The 16735-nt window shown below is 61.6% G+C and carries 17 protein-coding genes; 6 read left to right on the top strand and 11 right to left on the bottom strand.

Features of this window, described 5'->3' with window-relative positions; genetic code table 11:
• The first annotated feature begins 21 nt into the window (after positions 1–21).
• Entirely contained in the window at positions 22–1674 is a 1653-nt protein-coding gene (locus ACIOVD_RS26240; RefSeq protein ID WP_401131045.1) for an ABC-F family ATP-binding cassette domain-containing protein, read from the top strand.
• A gap of 250 nt (positions 1675–1924) precedes the next feature.
• On the top strand, positions 1925–2155 hold the full coding sequence (locus tag ACIOVD_RS26245) for a hypothetical protein (protein WP_095168489.1): 231 nt from the start codon (positions 1925–1927) through the stop codon (positions 2153–2155).
• 45 nt (positions 2156–2200) lie between these two features.
• Here the strand turns inward: ACIOVD_RS26245 and ACIOVD_RS26250 are convergent, their stop codons facing one another.
• From ACIOVD_RS26250 to ACIOVD_RS26290, 9 genes are all read right to left on the bottom strand, one after another.
• On the bottom strand, positions 2201–3172 hold the full coding sequence (locus tag ACIOVD_RS26250; RefSeq protein ID WP_095168491.1) for an XdhC family protein: 972 nt from the start codon (positions 3170–3172) through the stop codon (positions 2201–2203).
• 1 nt (position 3173) lies between these two features.
• Positions 3174–4421, bottom strand: a complete 1248-nt coding sequence (locus tag ACIOVD_RS26255; protein WP_401131048.1) for a c-type cytochrome — start codon at positions 4419–4421, stop codon at positions 3174–3176.
• 2 nt (positions 4422–4423) lie between these two features.
• On the bottom strand, positions 4424–4963 hold the full coding sequence (locus ACIOVD_RS26260) for a (2Fe-2S)-binding protein (RefSeq protein WP_095168494.1): 540 nt from the start codon (positions 4961–4963) through the stop codon (positions 4424–4426).
• A complete protein-coding gene (locus tag ACIOVD_RS26265) occupies positions 4956–7787 on the bottom strand; it encodes a xanthine dehydrogenase family protein molybdopterin-binding subunit (protein ID WP_159995493.1) in 2832 nt (943 codons plus the stop codon). Before ACIOVD_RS26265 ends, ACIOVD_RS26260 begins: the two co-directional genes overlap by 8 nt.
• Before the next feature lie 279 nt (positions 7788–8066).
• Positions 8067–8765, bottom strand: a complete 699-nt coding sequence (locus ACIOVD_RS26270) for an alpha/beta hydrolase (protein WP_095168497.1) — start codon at positions 8763–8765, stop codon at positions 8067–8069.
• A 14-nt stretch (positions 8766–8779) separates the two neighbouring features.
• Positions 8780–9013, bottom strand: coding sequence for a hypothetical protein (locus ACIOVD_RS26275; protein ID WP_095168498.1), 234 nt, complete (start codon positions 9011–9013; stop codon positions 8780–8782).
• A 95-nt stretch (positions 9014–9108) separates the two neighbouring features.
• Positions 9109–9342, bottom strand: a complete 234-nt coding sequence (locus tag ACIOVD_RS26280) for a hypothetical protein (protein WP_095168500.1) — start codon at positions 9340–9342, stop codon at positions 9109–9111.
• 644 nt (positions 9343–9986) lie between these two features.
• On the bottom strand, positions 9987–10166 hold the full coding sequence (locus tag ACIOVD_RS26285; RefSeq protein ID WP_320334364.1) for a ribbon-helix-helix protein, CopG family: 180 nt from the start codon (positions 10164–10166) through the stop codon (positions 9987–9989).
• 180 nt (positions 10167–10346) lie between these two features.
• Positions 10347–10652 carry a hypothetical protein gene (locus ACIOVD_RS26290; protein ID WP_143501192.1) on the bottom strand — a complete coding sequence of 102 codons (306 nt, stop codon included), beginning with the start codon at positions 10650–10652 and terminating at the stop codon, positions 10347–10349.
• Between the two features lie 252 nt (positions 10653–10904).
• Here ACIOVD_RS26290 and ACIOVD_RS26295 point away from each other — a divergent pair, with 252 nt between their 5' ends.
• From ACIOVD_RS26295 to ACIOVD_RS26305, 3 genes are all read left to right on the top strand, one after another.
• Positions 10905–12242, top strand: a complete 1338-nt coding sequence (locus tag ACIOVD_RS26295; protein WP_095168505.1) for an MFS transporter — start codon at positions 10905–10907, stop codon at positions 12240–12242.
• A 236-nt stretch (positions 12243–12478) separates the two neighbouring features.
• Positions 12479–12955 (top strand): hemerythrin domain-containing protein, encoded by a 477-nt coding sequence (locus ACIOVD_RS26300; protein WP_401131053.1) that lies wholly within the window; start codon positions 12479–12481, stop codon positions 12953–12955.
• Between the two features lie 285 nt (positions 12956–13240).
• On the top strand, positions 13241–13441 hold the full coding sequence (locus tag ACIOVD_RS26305; RefSeq protein ID WP_095168509.1) for a hypothetical protein: 201 nt from the start codon (positions 13241–13243) through the stop codon (positions 13439–13441).
• Between the two features lie 28 nt (positions 13442–13469).
• On the opposite strand, the gene ACIOVD_RS26310 is transcribed toward ACIOVD_RS26305, so the two are convergent.
• Entirely contained in the window at positions 13470–13832 is a 363-nt protein-coding gene (locus tag ACIOVD_RS26310) for a hypothetical protein (protein WP_401131055.1), read from the bottom strand.
• A 105-nt stretch (positions 13833–13937) separates the two neighbouring features.
• The gene (locus ACIOVD_RS26315; RefSeq protein WP_401131057.1) at positions 13938–15308 is read right to left on the bottom strand and encodes a PLP-dependent aminotransferase family protein; all 1371 of its coding nucleotides are present in this window, start codon (positions 15306–15308) and stop codon (positions 13938–13940) included.
• A gap of 136 nt (positions 15309–15444) precedes the next feature.
• On the opposite strand from ACIOVD_RS26315, the gene ACIOVD_RS26320 reads away from it, so the two are divergent.
• The gene (locus ACIOVD_RS26320; RefSeq protein ID WP_159995482.1) at positions 15445–16734 is read left to right on the top strand and encodes a hydroxymethylglutaryl-CoA reductase, degradative; all 1290 of its coding nucleotides are present in this window, start codon (positions 15445–15447) and stop codon (positions 16732–16734) included.
• Position 16735: the final 1 nt, after the last annotated feature.

Here is a 16735-nt window from a genome sequence, read left to right on the forward strand (position 1 = left end):
TCGACATTTTTTGGAGGTGCTATGACTCACGTCACGCGTCTGCCTGCACTCGTTAGCCTGAACCAACTCAGCTTCCAGTTCGCCGATGGCGAGCACCTGTTCGACGCCCTGGATTTATCCCTCGACCAACGCCCGACGGCCATTGTCGGCCGTAACGGCAGCGGCAAATCGGTACTCGCCCGATTAATCAGCGGCCTGCTGCAACCCAGCGCCGGAACCTTGAACTGCCACGCCAGCGTCGCCTATGTGGCGCAGGAACCCCTGTACGTCGACGGCCAGACCGTCGCCCAAGCAGCAGGCATCGCCAGTACACTCGATGCGCTGGCCCGCCTGGCTGCCGGCAATGCCTGCGCCCAGGACCTGGACGACGTCGCCGAGCGCTGGGACCTGGCCGAGCGCTTTGCCTCCATGCTCGCCCAGGCCGGCCTCACCGGGCTGACTGCGCAGCAGCCGATGGCCGCCCTCAGTGGTGGTCAACGTGCACGGATCGCCCTGATCGGCGCCTTGGTCAGCCAGGCCGAGTTGTTGGTGCTGGATGAACCGAGCAACCACCTGGACGCTTCCGGACGGCGCTGGTTGATGGCGCAACTGGCGGCCTGGCGCGGCGGCCTGATCCTGGTCAGTCACGACCGAAGCCTGCTCGACAGCGTGCAACGCATCGTCGAACTGTCGCCCTTGGGGGTACAGGTATTCAGTGGCAACTACACGGCCTACCTGCAACAGCGCACGGTGGTGCAAGCGGCGGCGCACGCGGCACTGGAGCACAGTCGCAACCAGCGCCGCCGAGAACTGCAACGCCTGCAGCGCGAACACGACACGATTTCGCGGCACGCCGCCGGGTCGCGCAAGCATGCGCAGACCGCCAACGTCTCACGCTTCGAACGGGCCACCATGAAAGGCCGTGCCAGCGAGATCATGGGCCATGTGCGACAGGCCCACCAAGCCTGCAAAACCGAGCTCAACGCGCAGGTCCGCGAGGCCCATGCCCGAGTGATTGACGATGAACCAGTGCTGATCCCCTTGCCGGGCACCGCGCTGCCCAACAGCCGGCGAGTCATTACCCTGGTGGCTGCGCAGTTGCCATGGTTACCCCGGCAAACGCCGGGCAGCCGGCTCGACCTGACGCTGGCAGGGCCGGTGCGGGTGGCGCTCAGTGGCCCCAACGGTTGCGGTAAATCGACCCTGCTGAAAATGCTCGCCGGTCACTGCGCCGCCGTCAGCGGCGAGTGCCAGACCCACGTACCCAGCGCCTACCTGGATCAACACCTGGCGTTGCTGGATCCCGAGCGCTCGGTGGTCGAGCAGTTGAATCTGCTGGACACCCCGCTGTCCGAAGGGGCGGTGCGCAGCCGCCTGGCTCACTTGCAGCTGGATGCCCGACGCGTGCACCTGCCCACGGGCCAGCTCAGCGGTGGCGAGCGCCTCAAGGCCGCCCTGGCGATCGCGTCGTGGGGCAATACCCCCGCGCAATTGCTGCTGCTCGACGAACCCACCAATCACCTCGACCTGGACTCCGTGCAGGCCTTGGAACAGGCCTTGCGCGGTTTTGTCGGAGCGCTCATCGCCGCCTCCCATGACGCCGGGTTTCTCCAGGCCCTGCAACCCACCCACCACCTGCACTGGACCGCGCACGGCTGGCAGTTGCAAGACGGCGGCCCGGTGCTGCCGGGCTGAATCAGGCGACGAACAGCACGTGGGGTTTTTGCAGGTTTGGCAACCGGATCTATAGTTGATGGGGGGCAACGATCCAGTTCCAGGGCGGGGTCTATACTTGGAGCGATGAGCCCGAGAACAACGCGGTTGATCAAGCCCCGCGCGTTATCGTTGACGTCCATCGCGAGCAGGCTCGCTCCCACAAGGTTATGCACCTGGCGAGCGTTGTGTTGTCCTTTGCCACGCTTCTCGACTAATGGAGGTGTTTTCCATGTCCGAAAAAGAGTCCATCACCACCCTGCTAACGTTGCTCGACTCGCGCCAAACGCGCCTGACGGCGGCGTGCAAGGAAATCGCCGATTGGGTCGACAAACATGACGGCCATCCGACGGCGATGAAAATCCGCGACCGCCTGCAAGATATCGAGAAGGACGCGCCGCTGATCCAGAACGCGCTGACCTCGCTCAAACCGCTGGATCGGCCCCTGCCACGCTTCCGCTGAGCCGAGCGCTTTGAGGGCCGTGTGTCGTTGGCTGACTGCCCTGGATCAGAGTTGATCGCGGGCAATACCGCTGCGAATCCGCAGAATGTCGGCCAGCACCGCCAAGGCGATCTCCGCCGGAGTCTTGCTGCCCAGGTTCAGGCCGATGGGTGCGTGAATCCGCGCCAGCTCGGCCTCCCCCAGACCACCGATCCGGCGCAGGCGCTCGAAGCGTTTCTGCGAGGTTTGCAGGGAACCCATGACCCCGATGTAAAACGCCTCGGTGCGTACGGCTTCCATCATGGCCAGGTCGTCGATACGCGGATCATGGGTCAAGGCGACCACCGCCGTGTCGCTGTGGCAACCGCCCTGGGCAATGAACACCGATGGCAACTGACGGCGAATCTCCACATGCTCCAGCACCACTCCCTCCAGCACTTCCTCGCGCGGATCACAGAGGATCACCTCGAATCCCAGGCCGACCCCGAACTCGGCGCACGCATGCGCGACGCTCGAGTAACCGGCGAGCAGCAGCCGTTGAGCCGCCCCGACACGCAACCGCACCCGATCGATTTCGCGCTCGATGCGTGGCCCGTGCTCGCGGTCGACCAACAGGCCGCGGGCACCACTTTGCAGGTCGACTTCACGGATCAGCCGGCGCTGGCCCAATAGCGCGGATTCCAGTTCACGCAGGTGCGCCTGGACTTCGCAATCGGGTTCGAGCCTTTCCACCAGTACATCCAGCAGTCCGCCACAGGGCAGTTTGACCTGGGAGCGCGGATCATCGCCCTCGCCGTAGCGCACCACGCTCACGGCCTCGGCAAACAAGCCTTCGGCCATGCGCTCGAGAAAATCGTCCTCGACGCAGCCACCGGACAGCGAACCGATCCAGTGCCCGCTGTCGTTGACCGCCAGCATCGAGCCCGGCGCGCGAGGCGCCGAACCGTAGGTGCTGAGCACACTGCACAACCACACACGCTGGCCCGCGCTGGACCAGGCCAGCGCGCGCCGTATCACTTGCAGGTCAAGATGCTGCATGTCAGTGCGCCTTGTGCTCCGCGGGAGCCTCTGCCTTCAGTTGTTCGATCTGGCTGATCAGCAGGTCAGCCGGTTGCCCGCCCCAGGCCTGACGCAGGTAGTTGATCAGGTCGGTGGATTGCTGCGTGCTCAACTTGTCGGCAAAGCCCGGCATCGGCTGCATGCGCTCGAAACCCGAGAACTGCTGCTCGCCAATCCCATCCTCGATCACCCGCAACAGGTTGCGTGGATCTTCCAGGCGCAAGGTGGTGTTGCCTTGCATCGCCACGGCGATGTGCGGCTTGCCTTCACCATTACCGCCGTGGCAGCCGGCGCAGACGTTCAGGTAGTCCTGGCGACCGCGCTGGGCGCTGGCAGTGAGCTGGTCCGGCGTGACCTCGCTGAGCACCTTGGGTTGCGGTGGCAACTCGCCCAGCAGGAAGGTGGCCATGGCCTTCAGGTCCGGGTCGCTGAGGTGCTGGGTGCTGTTGTGGAACACCGGGAACATCTCGTTGAACATCGTGCCCTGGGCGCTCATGCCGTGCTTGAGGAACGAGCTCAGGTCCTGGTGGTTCCAGCCGCGAGCCGCCAGGTCATCGGCCAGCAGGCTCGGCGCCAGGTAGCCGTTGAGCAGGCCGCCGGTCATGCGTTTGTCCTGCTGCATGGCGCCGGGCAAGCCGCGCGGGGTGTGGCATTCGCCACAGTGACCGAGCACGTCGACCATGTACTGGCCGCGCTGCCACGCCTCGCCCTTGCCTTCGGCCGGGGCCAACTTGACGTCCTTGCCATAGAGCATGTTCCAGCCCATCAGGCCCAGGCGCACGTTGAACGGGAAGCTCAGGCTGGTAACCGGTGCTGCGCGATTGATCGGCGCGATGGTCTTGAGGTACGCGTGGATCGCGTCGGAATCGGCACGGGGCATCAGGTGATAGGAGGTGTACGGCATCGCCGGGTACAGATTGGCGCCATCGCGCCGCTTGCCTTCGGTCAAGGCGGCGAAGAACTCGTCATCGCTGTACAGGCCGATACCGTGCTCTTTGTCCGGCGTGATGTTGGTGCCATAAATGGTGCCGAACGGCGAGACGATTGGCAGGCCGCCGGCATACGGCGCGCCACCGGGTGCGGTGTGGCAGGCCATGCAGTCGGCCGCCCGCGCCAGGTATTCGCCCTGCTTGACCTGCTGTGGGTCTGCTGCCAGGACCGATTGGCTGGCCAGCAGCGCAACCGCCAGGCCCACGGCACTGGCAACGCCGCTAAGTAGTCGGTTCATGCTCAACCCTCCTTGACCAGGCCAAGATCGTTGAGCACGTTGCGCGTGGCGCTGTAATAGCGCACGTAGCCGGTGCAGCGGCAGATGTGGTGACCGAGGCTGTCCTCGATCACCGCTTCCAGCTGGCTTTGCTTGATCGGCTGGCGCTGCAGTTTTTCCACCAGCACTGTCGCGGCATTGACGAACCCCGGCGCGCAGTAGCTGCACTGGAACGCGAATTCGTCGACGAAGCGCTGCTGGATCGGGTTCAGCTCAGTGACCTTGCCCGCCTCGTCGCGGGTCGCATGGCCCTCGATAGTGCGGATCTTCTTACCCTCGAAGTAGTGCGCGCCGGTGATGCAGGTGCGCACTTCCTCGCTGGTGCCGTCGGGGTTGTCGACGATCACCACGCAGGCGTGGCAGATGCCCTGGCCGCAGCCCAGGCGCGAGCCGGTAAGGTTTCGGTATTCGTGCAGGTAGTCGATCATCGGCAGATCATCAGGGACCTCGACGGGACCGACGGTTTGACCATTGAGGGTCATTTGGAGCGGACGGTTAGCCATTGAGGGCCTCCTTGATGCGCGCTGGAGTGATAGGCAGGTCACGGACCCGTTTGCCGATGGCGTGGGCCACGGCGTTGGCGATGGCGCCCACTACCGGGATCATCACCACCTCGGCGATGCCCTTGGAGGGGTCGCTCGGCGACAACGGTGGGAGGATTTCCGAGGTCTGTTTCCACACCGCGACATCCTTGGCCCGCGGCAGACGGTAACGGTTGAAGTTCCAGTCACCCTCCCCTGGCCCACCTTCGTACAACGGCATTTCTTCCAGCAACGCGTGGCCGATGCCCATGGCGATCCCGCCCTCGAGCTGGCCCTTGACCAGTTCTGGCACCAGCACCCGGCCGCATTCCAGCCAGGAGTGATGGTTGAGCACTTGCACCTCGCCCGAACCTTTGTTGACTTTCAGCTCGACGATGGTCGCCACCGGGCTGTAATAGGTAACGGCGGCGTTGTTCAATTGCGTGGCCGGGTAGACCACGTTCTGACGGTCCAGCAGATGGAAACCGGCGGTCTTCATCTGCGCCTTGATCGCCTGCGGCGCACCATCGCCGTACTTCACGGCCAGCGCATCGAGCGGCAGGCGTTCGCGCACACCGTTGATGTTGTACTCGGCCTCGGCCCAGCTCCAGCGGTTGAAACCATGCACCGTGGCCCCGGTCACCAGCCCACGTTCATGGGCACGCTTGGCCAGCACTGCCAATGGCAGCGGTTCCATGCCGTTGGCCGTCAGCTTGCCGTCGACCCAATGGGCATCTTCACGGCGTACCACGTAGGGATTGGCCTGGCCGCCAAACGGTCCCTGGCGCCAGATTTCCACAGCGGCGGGCCACAGGCCGTGGTTGAACAGCACGCGCGCCGCTTCGCGGGTGGCGTGGCTGAAGTAGTAGGCCGAGTTGGTGGCCGACGATGCCGAGGCAATCTTGCCAACCCAGCGTGGGTTGCGCAGCACGCTATCCTGCTCGGCCTGGCTCATGATGTAGGGGTTGCCGCTGCTGGTCAGCTGCAGCTCGTCCCACTCGGTTTCACCGGTCTTCACTTCGCTGGCCGGGCTGCCGAGGAAGTCGGCGACCACCAGGGCCTGGGAGGTGGACATGCCAGTGCCGATCTCGATGCCGATGTGGCGCAGGGTGATATGCCCTTGGGCGGTGAACTCGATGCTGGCCATCGGCGCTTCCGAACCGGTGCCGAAGTCTTTCTGGCAGATGGCAAAGCCGATCCCGTACCAGTTGTCAGGGTCCTTGGCGTCTTCGGCCAGTTTCAAGGCCTTGCGGTTTTTCCACAGGTCGAAACCGGCAGCCTTCTCGAGAATCTCGTGCAGGCGCAAGGCCCCGGCCGGCACTGCGCCCTGGGTGTTTTTCATGCCCGAGAGCAACACGTTTTTCTTGCGCAGGTCGATGGCATCGATGCCGAGGCGATCGGCGATTTCGTCGACCATCATTTCGGTCGCGGCCATGCTCTGCAAGGTGCCGTAGCCGCGCATGGAACCGGCTTCAACGCCGCGCGAGTGGTAGGCAGTCACTTGCAGGTCGTTCTGTGGCATGTAATAGATCGACTGCGCCGCCGTGGCACCGACTGCCGCCACTGAAGGGCTGTAGTTGATCCGACCGCCACCGTCGACGGTCATGTCGGCGCGGAAAATCTTGAAGCTGTGATCCTGCTTGTCGACCGCCAGTTGGTAGCGGATGTCGAACGGGTGGCGCTTGATCCCGCTCTGGAACTGCTCGTAGCGGTCGTTTGCCAGGCGCACCGGCACACCGTTGCCATACAACGCTGCCAGGGCCGCGTAGTAGACAAAGATGTTGTGGTCCTTGGAGCCATAACCCACGGTGTAGCCGGGGTGCATGTTCAGCGCGGCAAGGCCGAAACGCGACGGCGCGATCATCTTCGCGGTTTCCGAGGCGGCTTCCAGTGGGCACTGGGTCGCGACCACAAAATGCAGGGTCTTGGTCGCCGGGTCGTACCAGCCGTTGCCGTTGTCCGGTTCCAGGGCCGCAGGCTCGATGGACGGCGTCTTGTAGCGCTCGTCAAAGACCATCCAGCCGTCCGGCGGGGTTTGCAGTTGCTGCTGCATGCGGTCGGCATAAAACAGCCCGCGCTCGGTCAGGTTGCCGTGCACGTTGGGCTGGGCATTCCATACCGGGCGGCGTTCGCGAATCATCGGGAACAGGATCGAGTCCTTGAGGCTGGCGAATTCGTCTTCGTCGGCCGAAGTCGCACCGCCCACCCGCACGTAGCGGAAGCTGCCATAGGGGTCGCGGGTATAAAGCGGCGCCTGGGCACCGTAGCGGATTGCTTTGTCATTGAACTTGAGCTTGTTCTTGGCCTGGCGGAAACGCTCGAAGTCGTTCCAGATCAGAATCGCCACCGGATGGCCGATGAACATCGGCACCTTGCCCGTCGGCAACAATGGATCGGGGGCGTGGTCTTCCGGGAAGACAATGCCGTCCTGCTCCAGGTCCTGGGCGGTGACGATACGATCGGGTTGCAGGTCGGCGCCCAGCAGCGCCAGGTCGAACCCTTCATAGATGCGGTCGGCACGAATGGTCTTGAGCAGCATCGCGTGGCCCTGCTGCTGGGGCCAGCCCGGCATGTCCTTGGCACGGATGTCGCGGGCAAAAACCTTGCTGCCGCAGACCTTGGACAGCGAGTCGTTGCGCATGCGGGCCTTGCCGTTATTGCCAAGCCATTGCTCGGACGGCACGGTCACGCTGTTTTCCATCAAGGCAGCCAGCGCCTGGGAGCTGAGCGGTGTCAGCGTCACGCTGACGCCAGCGATCAACCCGCCCTGCAGGAAGGAGCGCCGGGATATGTCACGGTTGGACATGGATCATCCTCTGGACGGCTATGAAATCCGTCCATGTCGTTATGGTGTTCTGGAAAATTCAGGTCATACAGAAACCCTTCCTGAAGATGCGAAGGGCCGACAAACCGAAAAAGTTGACCTAATGGTTAACTTTATCGAATTTGTCCGGCCTGGGCAAAAGTAATAGTAGTTGCAAGCTGAAATTTGTCCGGGCGTGGGACATGGGGGAGCAGTCGGCCGCCGCAAGCGGGCACCGCAAGCAGGCACCGCAAGCGGGGGACCACTCCTGCGGGGGAAGTCTCAGTCTTGACTGATGGTGCTGGCGGCCTGGTCGATCAACGCGGCTACTTCGACTGGCATCGAGGCCAGCGAGGCGTGACTGGCCTTGAGGGTGATCACTGCCTTGGCGTTCAAACGCGCCGCCATGCGCGTCTGGTTTTGCGGCGAGATCATCCGGTCCTCGCTGGAAATCTGATACCACGAGGGTTTGTGTTGCCAGGCCGGATCAGTGACGGTGTCGCCGAAGGTACTGGCCAACGGGGCCTTCTGCGTGATGCCCATGACCAGGCCTTCGCTGGCCGGCAGGTCCTGGCAGAAGCTCTGGTGATACAGCTCAGGCTTGACCCACAGGTAGCCATCGCTGTCGGGGGCCAGGTTGGCCGCAGCCTCTGGCAAGTGTTCCTGGGTGATGCCGCCGGGGCTCTCACCCGCCTGCGGGGCAAAGGCGGCGATAAACACCAGGCCGGCGACATTCGGCTGGTTGCCCGCCTGGGAAATCACTGCGCCGCCGTAGGAGTGACCCACCAGCAACACCGGTCCCGGCTCCTGCGCGATCATCTTGCGAGTGCGCTCGGCATCGTCGGCCAGTGACGTCAGCGGCAGTTCCACCGCGCGAATCCGCGTATGCCCCAGGCGCAACAGCTCGCCAATGACTTTGTTCCAATGTGCCGCACCACCCCAAAAACCATGGACCAGCACAATCGTCGGTTTAGCGCTCATCAGGTAACCCCCGCTCAGGTGCTCAGATTGATTTTGTGAGCCTTGACTTCATTGGCGTAGCTGACGAGCCGCGCCTCGGTTTTCTCGAATACCTCGCACATCCTCAGCAACGCCTGCGCATCCACCGGGTTGCCGGCCTGGTGCAGTCGCTCGGCAATGGCCTTGATGTCCACCGCTGACCAGCGCAGGTCCGATGCAATGCCTTGCAGGTCGCGCCGCAGTTGCTGTTCCGGCTTGTTGAGTAACATGACAATGACCTCCGTCTCTGGGTACGACTGGATAAGGTGCACGGGAAAACTGTAGCACCTTAATCGCCCGACTTGATCGCGGCTGGATACGCGTGTCATTGCGCTTGGATTCGGAAATCGCGGAACAACTCTTCCTTGATGATCAACAGGGCATCCTCGTAGTACCGCTCGCCGCGGGCTTCGCTCAAGGGTACGCGCCTGATGCTCATCTCAGCACCGGCGGGCCGGTGCTCGCAGGTGAGGAAGAACTGCGCAGTCTGCGGGTCGAATTCCAGGTAATAGAACAGCTCGCGCCCTTCCCGGTGCCAATAGCCAATTTCTCTGCGCATCAATGACCCATCCACCTGTTCAAGTGCGGTCATTCTAACGGGAGAGCTGGCTGAGGAAGGGCGACGGGAGAGAAAGTGATCAATGAGCCCTTTGCGCGTTGCGCGAGCAGTTGGCCAGAGGCGCAGCAATTGACCCGAAGGGTGGCATCGGACTCATTGATCGTTGCCCAGCACAATGTTGGGCGATTTCCATTTGAGCAAATGGACATGCAGTGCACGTCGCGACGTCGACCCACTGTGTGCGGGGCGACTGCCGTGCAGCTACTTTTTTAGCAGAGGGCCATGGGACGGTCTAATAACCTTTTGTCCTGGCCTTATGGAGCCTGGGAATATCAACCACCGGGTTTGAAGGTCAAATTTCAGGCAAAAAAAAGCCCAAGTAGCTGATGGAAACTTGGGGCTTAAAAATGCATAAACCGTGGTGGTGAACGCGGGGCAATATTAACCCGACCTGACGACTTGTAACAAGATATTTACATGTAGAAAAATGAAATAATTTTTAGCTAAGTGCTTAAATAACCACACTTTTTTTACGTAAAAGACGGATTGCCGATCGTCAAAAATGCCAGGGACACGCAACGCCGGGCAGCGGCTCGGCGGTCAAGACAAGACCGCGGCCACGGCTGTACGCCGAACCCAACGAACTACTGGATAGAATGTCTCGGTGTTGTTACCGGATGGCCGTTGGACTCTTCCAGATAGTCTTTTATGAGCTTACGAATGACTTGCGAAGTGGTCAGGTCAGAGAGCGCAGCAAGATCTTCAAGTTCTTTCTTGGTCGGCTGGTCAATCAATATGGTCAGGCGTGCAGTTCTATTGGGCATTTTACGATCCTTGTGACCTGCGCAGCGATGTGAAGGCCGCGAGCGGAATTCCAGTTCCTGGTTTAAATGATAAATACAATATTCTTAAGCCCAGTGGACCATAGTCCAAACCTCGGGTATTGCCCAACTTTCTGCGCGAAACACCGGACCGGTGCCCGCCCCCTCAGACGCGCTGTGGCTTCAACGCTTGGTGCAGATCGGACTGTTGGCGTGAGTCATCGCGCGTTCGGCACCCATGCTGTAGTAATGCATGGGACCTGCGCTGCAGAGCGTTTCCGGCAGGCCCCAAGGGTCTTCAGTGATACGGCTTTCGACCACCAGGCAGCCAGTGGCTTCGTAGGTCCCGACAAAAACCACCTCGACTTTGCCCTCGCGCTTGCCAGAGGCAATTTCCGAAACACGGCCATTTTCATGGTAAACCGTCACAAAATGCGCATCCGGGTATTGCTGCATGAACAGCTGATACACATTGGATCTTATATACATCTAACAACTCCTGGCTCAAGCACCCACTAGTTGCCAACAGTAGCGCGACTTCGCGGTTAATTTCCACCCACTAACTTTGCTACTAACTGACAAAGTAGAGTAACCAGGCATTATTCAACCAAAACAGCATCATACCCACAGGGTATGGTACTGCACCCATTTGATATTAGACGCCCGCCCCCTCGGGCTTTAGCGTGACGCTCAGCAGGTGCGCCTGAAAAAACTACAACTAGAAAGCACTCGGAGCCCCCCATGAGCAGTCACTACTCAATACCCGAACTGATCGATGACTCGCGCCTCAGCGCCTTTCAGTGGCGGATTTTCACCCTGTGCTTCCTGGTGGCGATCCTCGATGGATTTGATACCCAGGCCATTGCCTTCACCGGGCCGTCGATTATCCAGGCCTTTGGGCTAGGTCCCGGGGCCCTGGCGCCGATTCTCACCGCGGGCATCGTCGGCATGGTGCTGGGCGCCATGTCGCTGGGGCTGCTCGGCGACAAGCTGGGCCGACGCCCGACCATCATCGGCGCCGTGGCGCTCTTTGGCTGCGCCACCCTGGCAACCGCATTTGCGCAAACCACCGAGCAGATCCTGGTCCTGCGCTTTATCGCCGGTCTCGGCATGGGCGGGGCAACCCCGGTGGTGCTGTCGCTGGCGGCGGAATACGGGCCGGCGAAAAACCGCGGCACCATCATGACCACCGTCCTGCTCGGCCTGCCTGCCGGCGCGATTCTCGGTGGATTGCTCGCGGCCAAAATGCTCCCGGTGATTGGCTGGCAGGGGATTTTCCTGGTCGGTGGAATCACCCCGCTGGTGCTGCTGGCAGTACTGATGATCTGGCTGCCGGAGTCGCTGCACTTTCTCACCCGCCATCGCCTTGGCAGCCAGCGCGCGCGGATCGAACGTATTGTCGCCACCATCAGCGGACGTCAAACACCGGCAGACAGCACCTTCAGCGTGCCCGAAGTCGAGGTCAAGACCAGCGTCAACTCATTGTTCAGCGGCGGCCTGGCGCGCACCACCTGCGGCATCTGGACCATCTACCTGTTCAACTGGGTCGCCTGGTTCATGTTCCTGTCCTGGTTGCCGACCGTGCTCAAGGCCACCGGACTCCCCGCCGAACAGGCGCCCATGGGCACTGTGGCGGTGAACACGGTGTTCGTGGTCTGCGCGATTCCGCTGGCGATCATCCTGCCGAAAATCAACGCTCGCCTGTTGCTGCTGGCGCTGTTCCTGTTCGGCATCGCCATCAGTTGGGGCCTTGCCAATAGCGGCACCAACTGGTCGCTGGTGTTCATCCTCGCCGGCGCCGCGGGCCTGGGCATCGGCGGGCAGCAGATCGTGCTCAACTACATGGTCGCCCAGGCCTACCCCACCGCCTTGCGGGCCACCGCCACCGGCTGGGCGATTGCCTTGGGTCGGGTCGGCGCCATCATTGGCTCGGCGAGTGGCGGCTGGTTTCTCGAACATGGCGGCCCATCGGGCTACTACAGTGCGCTGATCGTGCCACTGGTGATCGCAACCGCCGGGTTGCTGATCATCCGCAGCCAACCCCAGGCCGTGCCCGCGCACTCGCCAGTGTCACACTGACTGACGTAGGGCTTGTCGAACATCCAGTCCCAGACGACAGGTGGGCTATTTGCATGGCGAAACCCACTATTTCGTGCAAGCTGCATGGCATCACGCGCCCAGCCGACACATATACCTTTGATTTTACATGACTAATTAAATCATCCCGCTGGCACAGGCCCTGCAACCTCTATTGGGAGTTTGCGCGCTAGGCACAGACCTACCGCAATGCCCCCGTGACCAAAGAGGTGACCTGCATGAACGCCATTGACCTGTTGCAAGCTGACCACGAACGCGTCAAAGCCATTCTCACCCAACTCAGTGAGTCGACCGATCGCGCCGTGAAAAAACGCACCGAACTGGTGGCCAAGCTGGAGATGGAGATCGCCATCCACACCCGCCTGGAAGAGGAGATCCTGTACCCCGCGTTCAAGAAAGCCGGGGGCAAGGAGCAGGACGAAATGTACTACGAAGCCAAGGAAGAACACCGCACAGTCGATTCCCTGGTATTGCCCGACCTCAAGCTGACCGACCCGACCACCCCGGAATTCGCCGGCCGGGCCAAGGTGGTCAAGGAGCTGCTGGAGCATCACATCGAGGAGGAAGAAACCGAGATGTTTCCCCAGGCGAAAAAACTCTTGGGCAAGGCCAGACTCGAAGAACTGGGTAAACAGATGGAAGCCATGAAGGCCCAGTACAAAAAAGACCTAAGCGCCGGCAAAATTGCCGCCTGACCGCCGGCAGTGCTGGCCCAGCCGTCATGCGCTGGGCCAGACTGCCCCTCTGTGCGCGAACAGTTAATAGGGTCGCATGCAATTCAGTCACAATTGTTTAACGCAACTCCCCCACCATTCGTCGCGTAGCGATAAGTCGTGGGGTTAGCCCTATACTGTCTGGCTTAGGGATTGCACAGGCCCGCACTAGCGCCGCACAACGTCGAAATTCTGACGCGCAGGGCTAATTCAATCTAACGTTCAAGGACACCAGCGAAACGCTTGGTCAGTCATCGGAGATGTATCGTGTCAACTCTTTCTGAAATCGCAGCGAACCACGCGAAAATGGCCAAGGAACTGGAACAAGAGTCGACCCGACTGAGTGAGCGCGCGCCCCAGGTGGTGGGCAATCTGGAAATTACCTGCACCGATGAGCAACCACCGATGCCGCTGCACCTCATGGCCGGCGCACAGGACAACACGCTCGGTCAGGCCGCCAGCTACTGACGCACAGGCGTCAGCAATCAGGTGCTTTTCAGTCCTGATCCCAACCCCCCATGCATTGCGCGGTGCTGGCAAAGGAAGTGCCCGCCTGCTGGACTAAAGCACGCCACTCATCACTGCTGATCAGTTGGGTGCGCTCCATGTGGTCGGCGGCGAGCAGCAGTTTGTCGTAACGATCCTCGGCGTTGATCAGGCTTGGCGGCATCAGGAACAACCTGCGCCAATTGGTCAGCGCCTGGTTCCTCAGGTCATCTTTCATAGGCTCCCCTAAATTGCCTGTACCGGTCGCGACTAGCCGAAAGTCAGCATGCTGAACAGATTGAAAACCGTATAGGCCGTGGCAGCCATCAAGATCAATGCCGCGAAGATTTTTTGTTTTATCAAGTGCAAACATCCCTGTCCCGACGGCGTGGTGGCACGCTGATGTGCCGCTCGAGAGTATGCCGACAGCAATATCAATACGCTATCACCCTCGACAAAAAAACCTGCCCGCCCGCACTCAGCCTCGCAACACCGCCTTGAGCAACGGATCATTCAGATACGCAACGTTCAATCGGGTCCATGGATTGATGCGCGACTGCTCAGCGGAAAAAATGTGCCCCGGGGCGATCATGAAGCCCTTGGGCAGCAGTTGCCGAGTCAACTCCCGGGCGTCCTCGATGTGGGGAAACCTGACCCACAGATACAGGCTCTGCTCTGGGCAGACGAAGACCTCGGCGCCGATCTCCTCCAGCATCTGCAAGCCCGCAGCGGTGGCGTTTTTCAAGCGTTCCTGGAGTCGAATCAGATGCCGCAGGAAATGCCCTTCCGTCAGGATCACGTCGACGGTGCGCTCACACAGCTCCGAAGTGCTGGTGTGCAGGAGCATTTTCAGGTCGCCCAGTTCGTCGATCATCTCTTTGCTGCCGGCGATAAAGCCAACCCTCAATGCCGCCGATACCGACTTGGAAAAGCTGCCCACGTACAACGAGCGTTGCAACTGATCCAGCGCAGACACCCGGATCGCCGACGCCGGTTTGAAGTCGGCCAGGGCGTCGTCGTCCACCAGAATAAACTGGTGTTGTTGCGCCAGCTGCACCAGCCGATGAGCCTTGCCAGGGGAAATATCGGAGCCAGTGGGGTTGTGCCCAAGCGACTGGATGAAAAACAACTTGGGCTTGTGCAGGAGCAGGTGTTGCTCCAGCACGTCCATGTCCGGCCCATCCGCCAACCTGGGCACCGATAACATCCGCGCGCCTTGCAACTGCAGCTTGCCGAACAGCGGGTAGTAGCCTGGGTCCTCGACCAGCACGCCATCGCCCGGGGCAATGAAGCGGCGGATGATCAGGTCCAGTGCGTGATTGGCGCCGTGGGTGGTGACAATCTGCCGCGCACTGGCGCCGATCGAATAGCTCGCCAGCTTCTGCACCAGGTGCTGGCGCAGACTGGCATTACCCAGGCGGTTGCCATAGCGAAACAGCGTGGTGACTCCGGTGCGCATGATTTGCCGGGTGAACTTGTCCAGGCGCATGTCCATCAACCACTCCACCGGTGGAAACCCCTCACCCAGCGGTGAGTGTCCCGGTTCCCGCACGAACTGCTGGCGCATCAGCCAGATGGTGTCCATCGCCCGCGTGAACGGCAGGGGTTCTTCCGGCTCGCTGCTGCTGGTTGCGCCCTGTTTGACGAAAAACCCCTGGCCATGCCGGGCCTCGACCAAGCCTTGCGAGGCCAGCGCTTCATAGGCGTTGATCACCGTGTTTTTCGAATGACCGAACAAGCGCATGCACTCGCGCAGCGAAGGCAAGCGATCCCCCTCGCGGTAGGTGCCATTGCCGATCTGCTCGACCAGCGATGCGCTCAGTTGTTCAGCCAGTGTCAGTCGCGCCATAGTCGCTCATCCGCCATCAATGATCACCGAGGGTACAGCTTAGGTACTGTCTGTCCAAACTGTACCTTTTTTACCGGAACACATGCGCTTAGGGTGACGGCAACTTAAAAACAATAACTGCAAGAGGCCTCCTCCCATGAGTATCGACTCCCGTCTCCCCATGTTCCGCAGCATGTCGCCGGCCGCGCGCCTGGAGCATTTGCAAGAGCTGCTCGGGCTTGGCGAGGATGATGTGACCCTGCTGCGCGATGCCGGCGCCCTGCCCCTGGACATCGCCGACGGCATGATCGAAAACGTGATCGGCAAGTTCGAACTGCCCTACGCCGTGGCGAGCAATTTCCAGATCAATGGCCGCGACGTGATAGTGCCGCTGGTGGTGGAAGAGCCTTCGGTGGTCGCCGCCGCATCGTTCATGGCCAAGCTGGCCCGCGAGGCCGGTGGATTCCAGACCTCCAGTTCGCTGCCGCTGATGCGCGCCCAGGTGCAGATCGTCGACATCGCCGATCCGTTCAACGCCCGCCTGAGCCTGTTGCGCCACAAAGAGCAAATCATCGAGCTGGCCAACCGCAAGGACCAACTGCTCAACCAGCTCGGTGGCGGCTGCCGCGACATTGAAGTGCACACCTTCGCCCAGAGCCCACGCGGGCCGATGCTGGTGGCGCACCTGATTGTCGACGTGCGCGATGCCATGGGGGCCAACACCGTCAACACCATGGCCGAGGCGGTGGCGCCGCTGCTGGAAGAAATCACCGGCGGCAAGGTGCGCCTGCGGATTCTCTCCAACCTGGCGGACCTGCGCCTGGCCCGGGCCCAGGTGCGCATTGCCCCCGAACTGCTGACAACCGCCGCCTATCAGGGCGAGGAAGTCATCGAAGGCATTCTCGACGCTTACAACTTCGCCGTGATCGATCCCTACCGCGCCGCCACCCACAATAAAGGCATCATGAATGGCATCGACCCGCTGATCGTCGCCACCGGCAACGACTGGCGCGCCGTGGAAGCCGGGGCTCACGCCTATGCCTGCCGTAACGGCCATTACGGCTCCCTGACCACCTGGGAAAAAGACCGCCAGGGCCATCTGGTCGGGACCCTGGAAATGCCGATGCCGGTCGGACTGGTCGGCGGCGCCACCAAGACTCACCCGCTGGCACAACTGTCGCTGCGCATCCTCGGTGTGAAGACCGCCCAGGAGCTGGCGGAGATCGCCGTCGCCGTTGGCCTGGCGCAAAATCTGGGAGCGCTGCGGGCGTTGTCCACCGAGGGCATTCAACGCGGCCACATGGCCCTGCATGCCCGCAACATTGCACTCTCGGCAGGCGCCAAGGGCGAGGAAGTCAGCTGGCTGGTCAAGCAAATGGTCGAGTCCCGCGATGTGCGTGCCGACAACGCGGCGCGCCTGCTCGAACAAAAGCGTGGGCAGTGCTGAG

The organism is Pseudomonas sp. NPDC087626 (genome assembly GCF_044743405.1).
Taxonomy (GTDB): domain Bacteria; phylum Pseudomonadota; class Gammaproteobacteria; order Pseudomonadales; family Pseudomonadaceae; genus Aquipseudomonas.

Coding starts and splice junctions, on each gene's coding strand:
- ACIOVD_RS26260 (WP_095168494.1), bottom strand. CDS start 4,963: ATGGCTAACCGTCCGCTCCAAATGACCCTCAATGGTCAAACCGTCGGT.
- ACIOVD_RS26280 (WP_095168500.1), bottom strand. CDS start 9,342: ATGCGCAGAGAAATTGGCTATTGGCACCGGGAAGGGCGCGAGCTGTTC.
- ACIOVD_RS26255 (WP_401131048.1), bottom strand. CDS start 4,421: ATGAACCGACTACTTAGCGGCGTTGCCAGTGCCGTGGGCCTGGCGGTT.
- ACIOVD_RS26270 (WP_095168497.1), bottom strand. CDS start 8,765: ATGAGCGCTAAACCGACGATTGTGCTGGTCCATGGTTTTTGGGGTGGT.
- ACIOVD_RS26295 (WP_095168505.1), top strand. CDS start 10,905: ATGAGCAGTCACTACTCAATACCCGAACTGATCGATGACTCGCGCCTC.
- ACIOVD_RS26275 (WP_095168498.1), bottom strand. CDS start 9,013: ATGTTACTCAACAAGCCGGAACAGCAACTGCGGCGCGACCTGCAAGGC.
- ACIOVD_RS26240 (WP_401131045.1), top strand. CDS start 22: ATGACTCACGTCACGCGTCTGCCTGCACTCGTTAGCCTGAACCAACTC.
- ACIOVD_RS26310 (WP_401131055.1), bottom strand. CDS start 13,832: ATGTTTGCACTTGATAAAACAAAAAATCTTCGCGGCATTGATCTTGAT.
- ACIOVD_RS26285 (WP_320334364.1), bottom strand. CDS start 10,166: ATGCCCAATAGAACTGCACGCCTGACCATATTGATTGACCAGCCGACC.
- ACIOVD_RS26315 (WP_401131057.1), bottom strand. CDS start 15,308: ATGGCGCGACTGACACTGGCTGAACAACTGAGCGCATCGCTGGTCGAG.
- ACIOVD_RS26250 (WP_095168491.1), bottom strand. CDS start 3,172: ATGCAGCATCTTGACCTGCAAGTGATACGGCGCGCGCTGGCCTGGTCC.
- ACIOVD_RS26265 (WP_159995493.1), bottom strand. CDS start 7,787: ATGTCCAACCGTGACATATCCCGGCGCTCCTTCCTGCAGGGCGGGTTG.
- ACIOVD_RS26290 (WP_143501192.1), bottom strand. CDS start 10,652: ATGTATATAAGATCCAATGTGTATCAGCTGTTCATGCAGCAATACCCG.
- ACIOVD_RS26300 (WP_401131053.1), top strand. CDS start 12,479: ATGAACGCCATTGACCTGTTGCAAGCTGACCACGAACGCGTCAAAGCC.
- ACIOVD_RS26245 (WP_095168489.1), top strand. CDS start 1,925: ATGTCCGAAAAAGAGTCCATCACCACCCTGCTAACGTTGCTCGACTCG.
- ACIOVD_RS26320 (WP_159995482.1), top strand. CDS start 15,445: ATGAGTATCGACTCCCGTCTCCCCATGTTCCGCAGCATGTCGCCGGCC.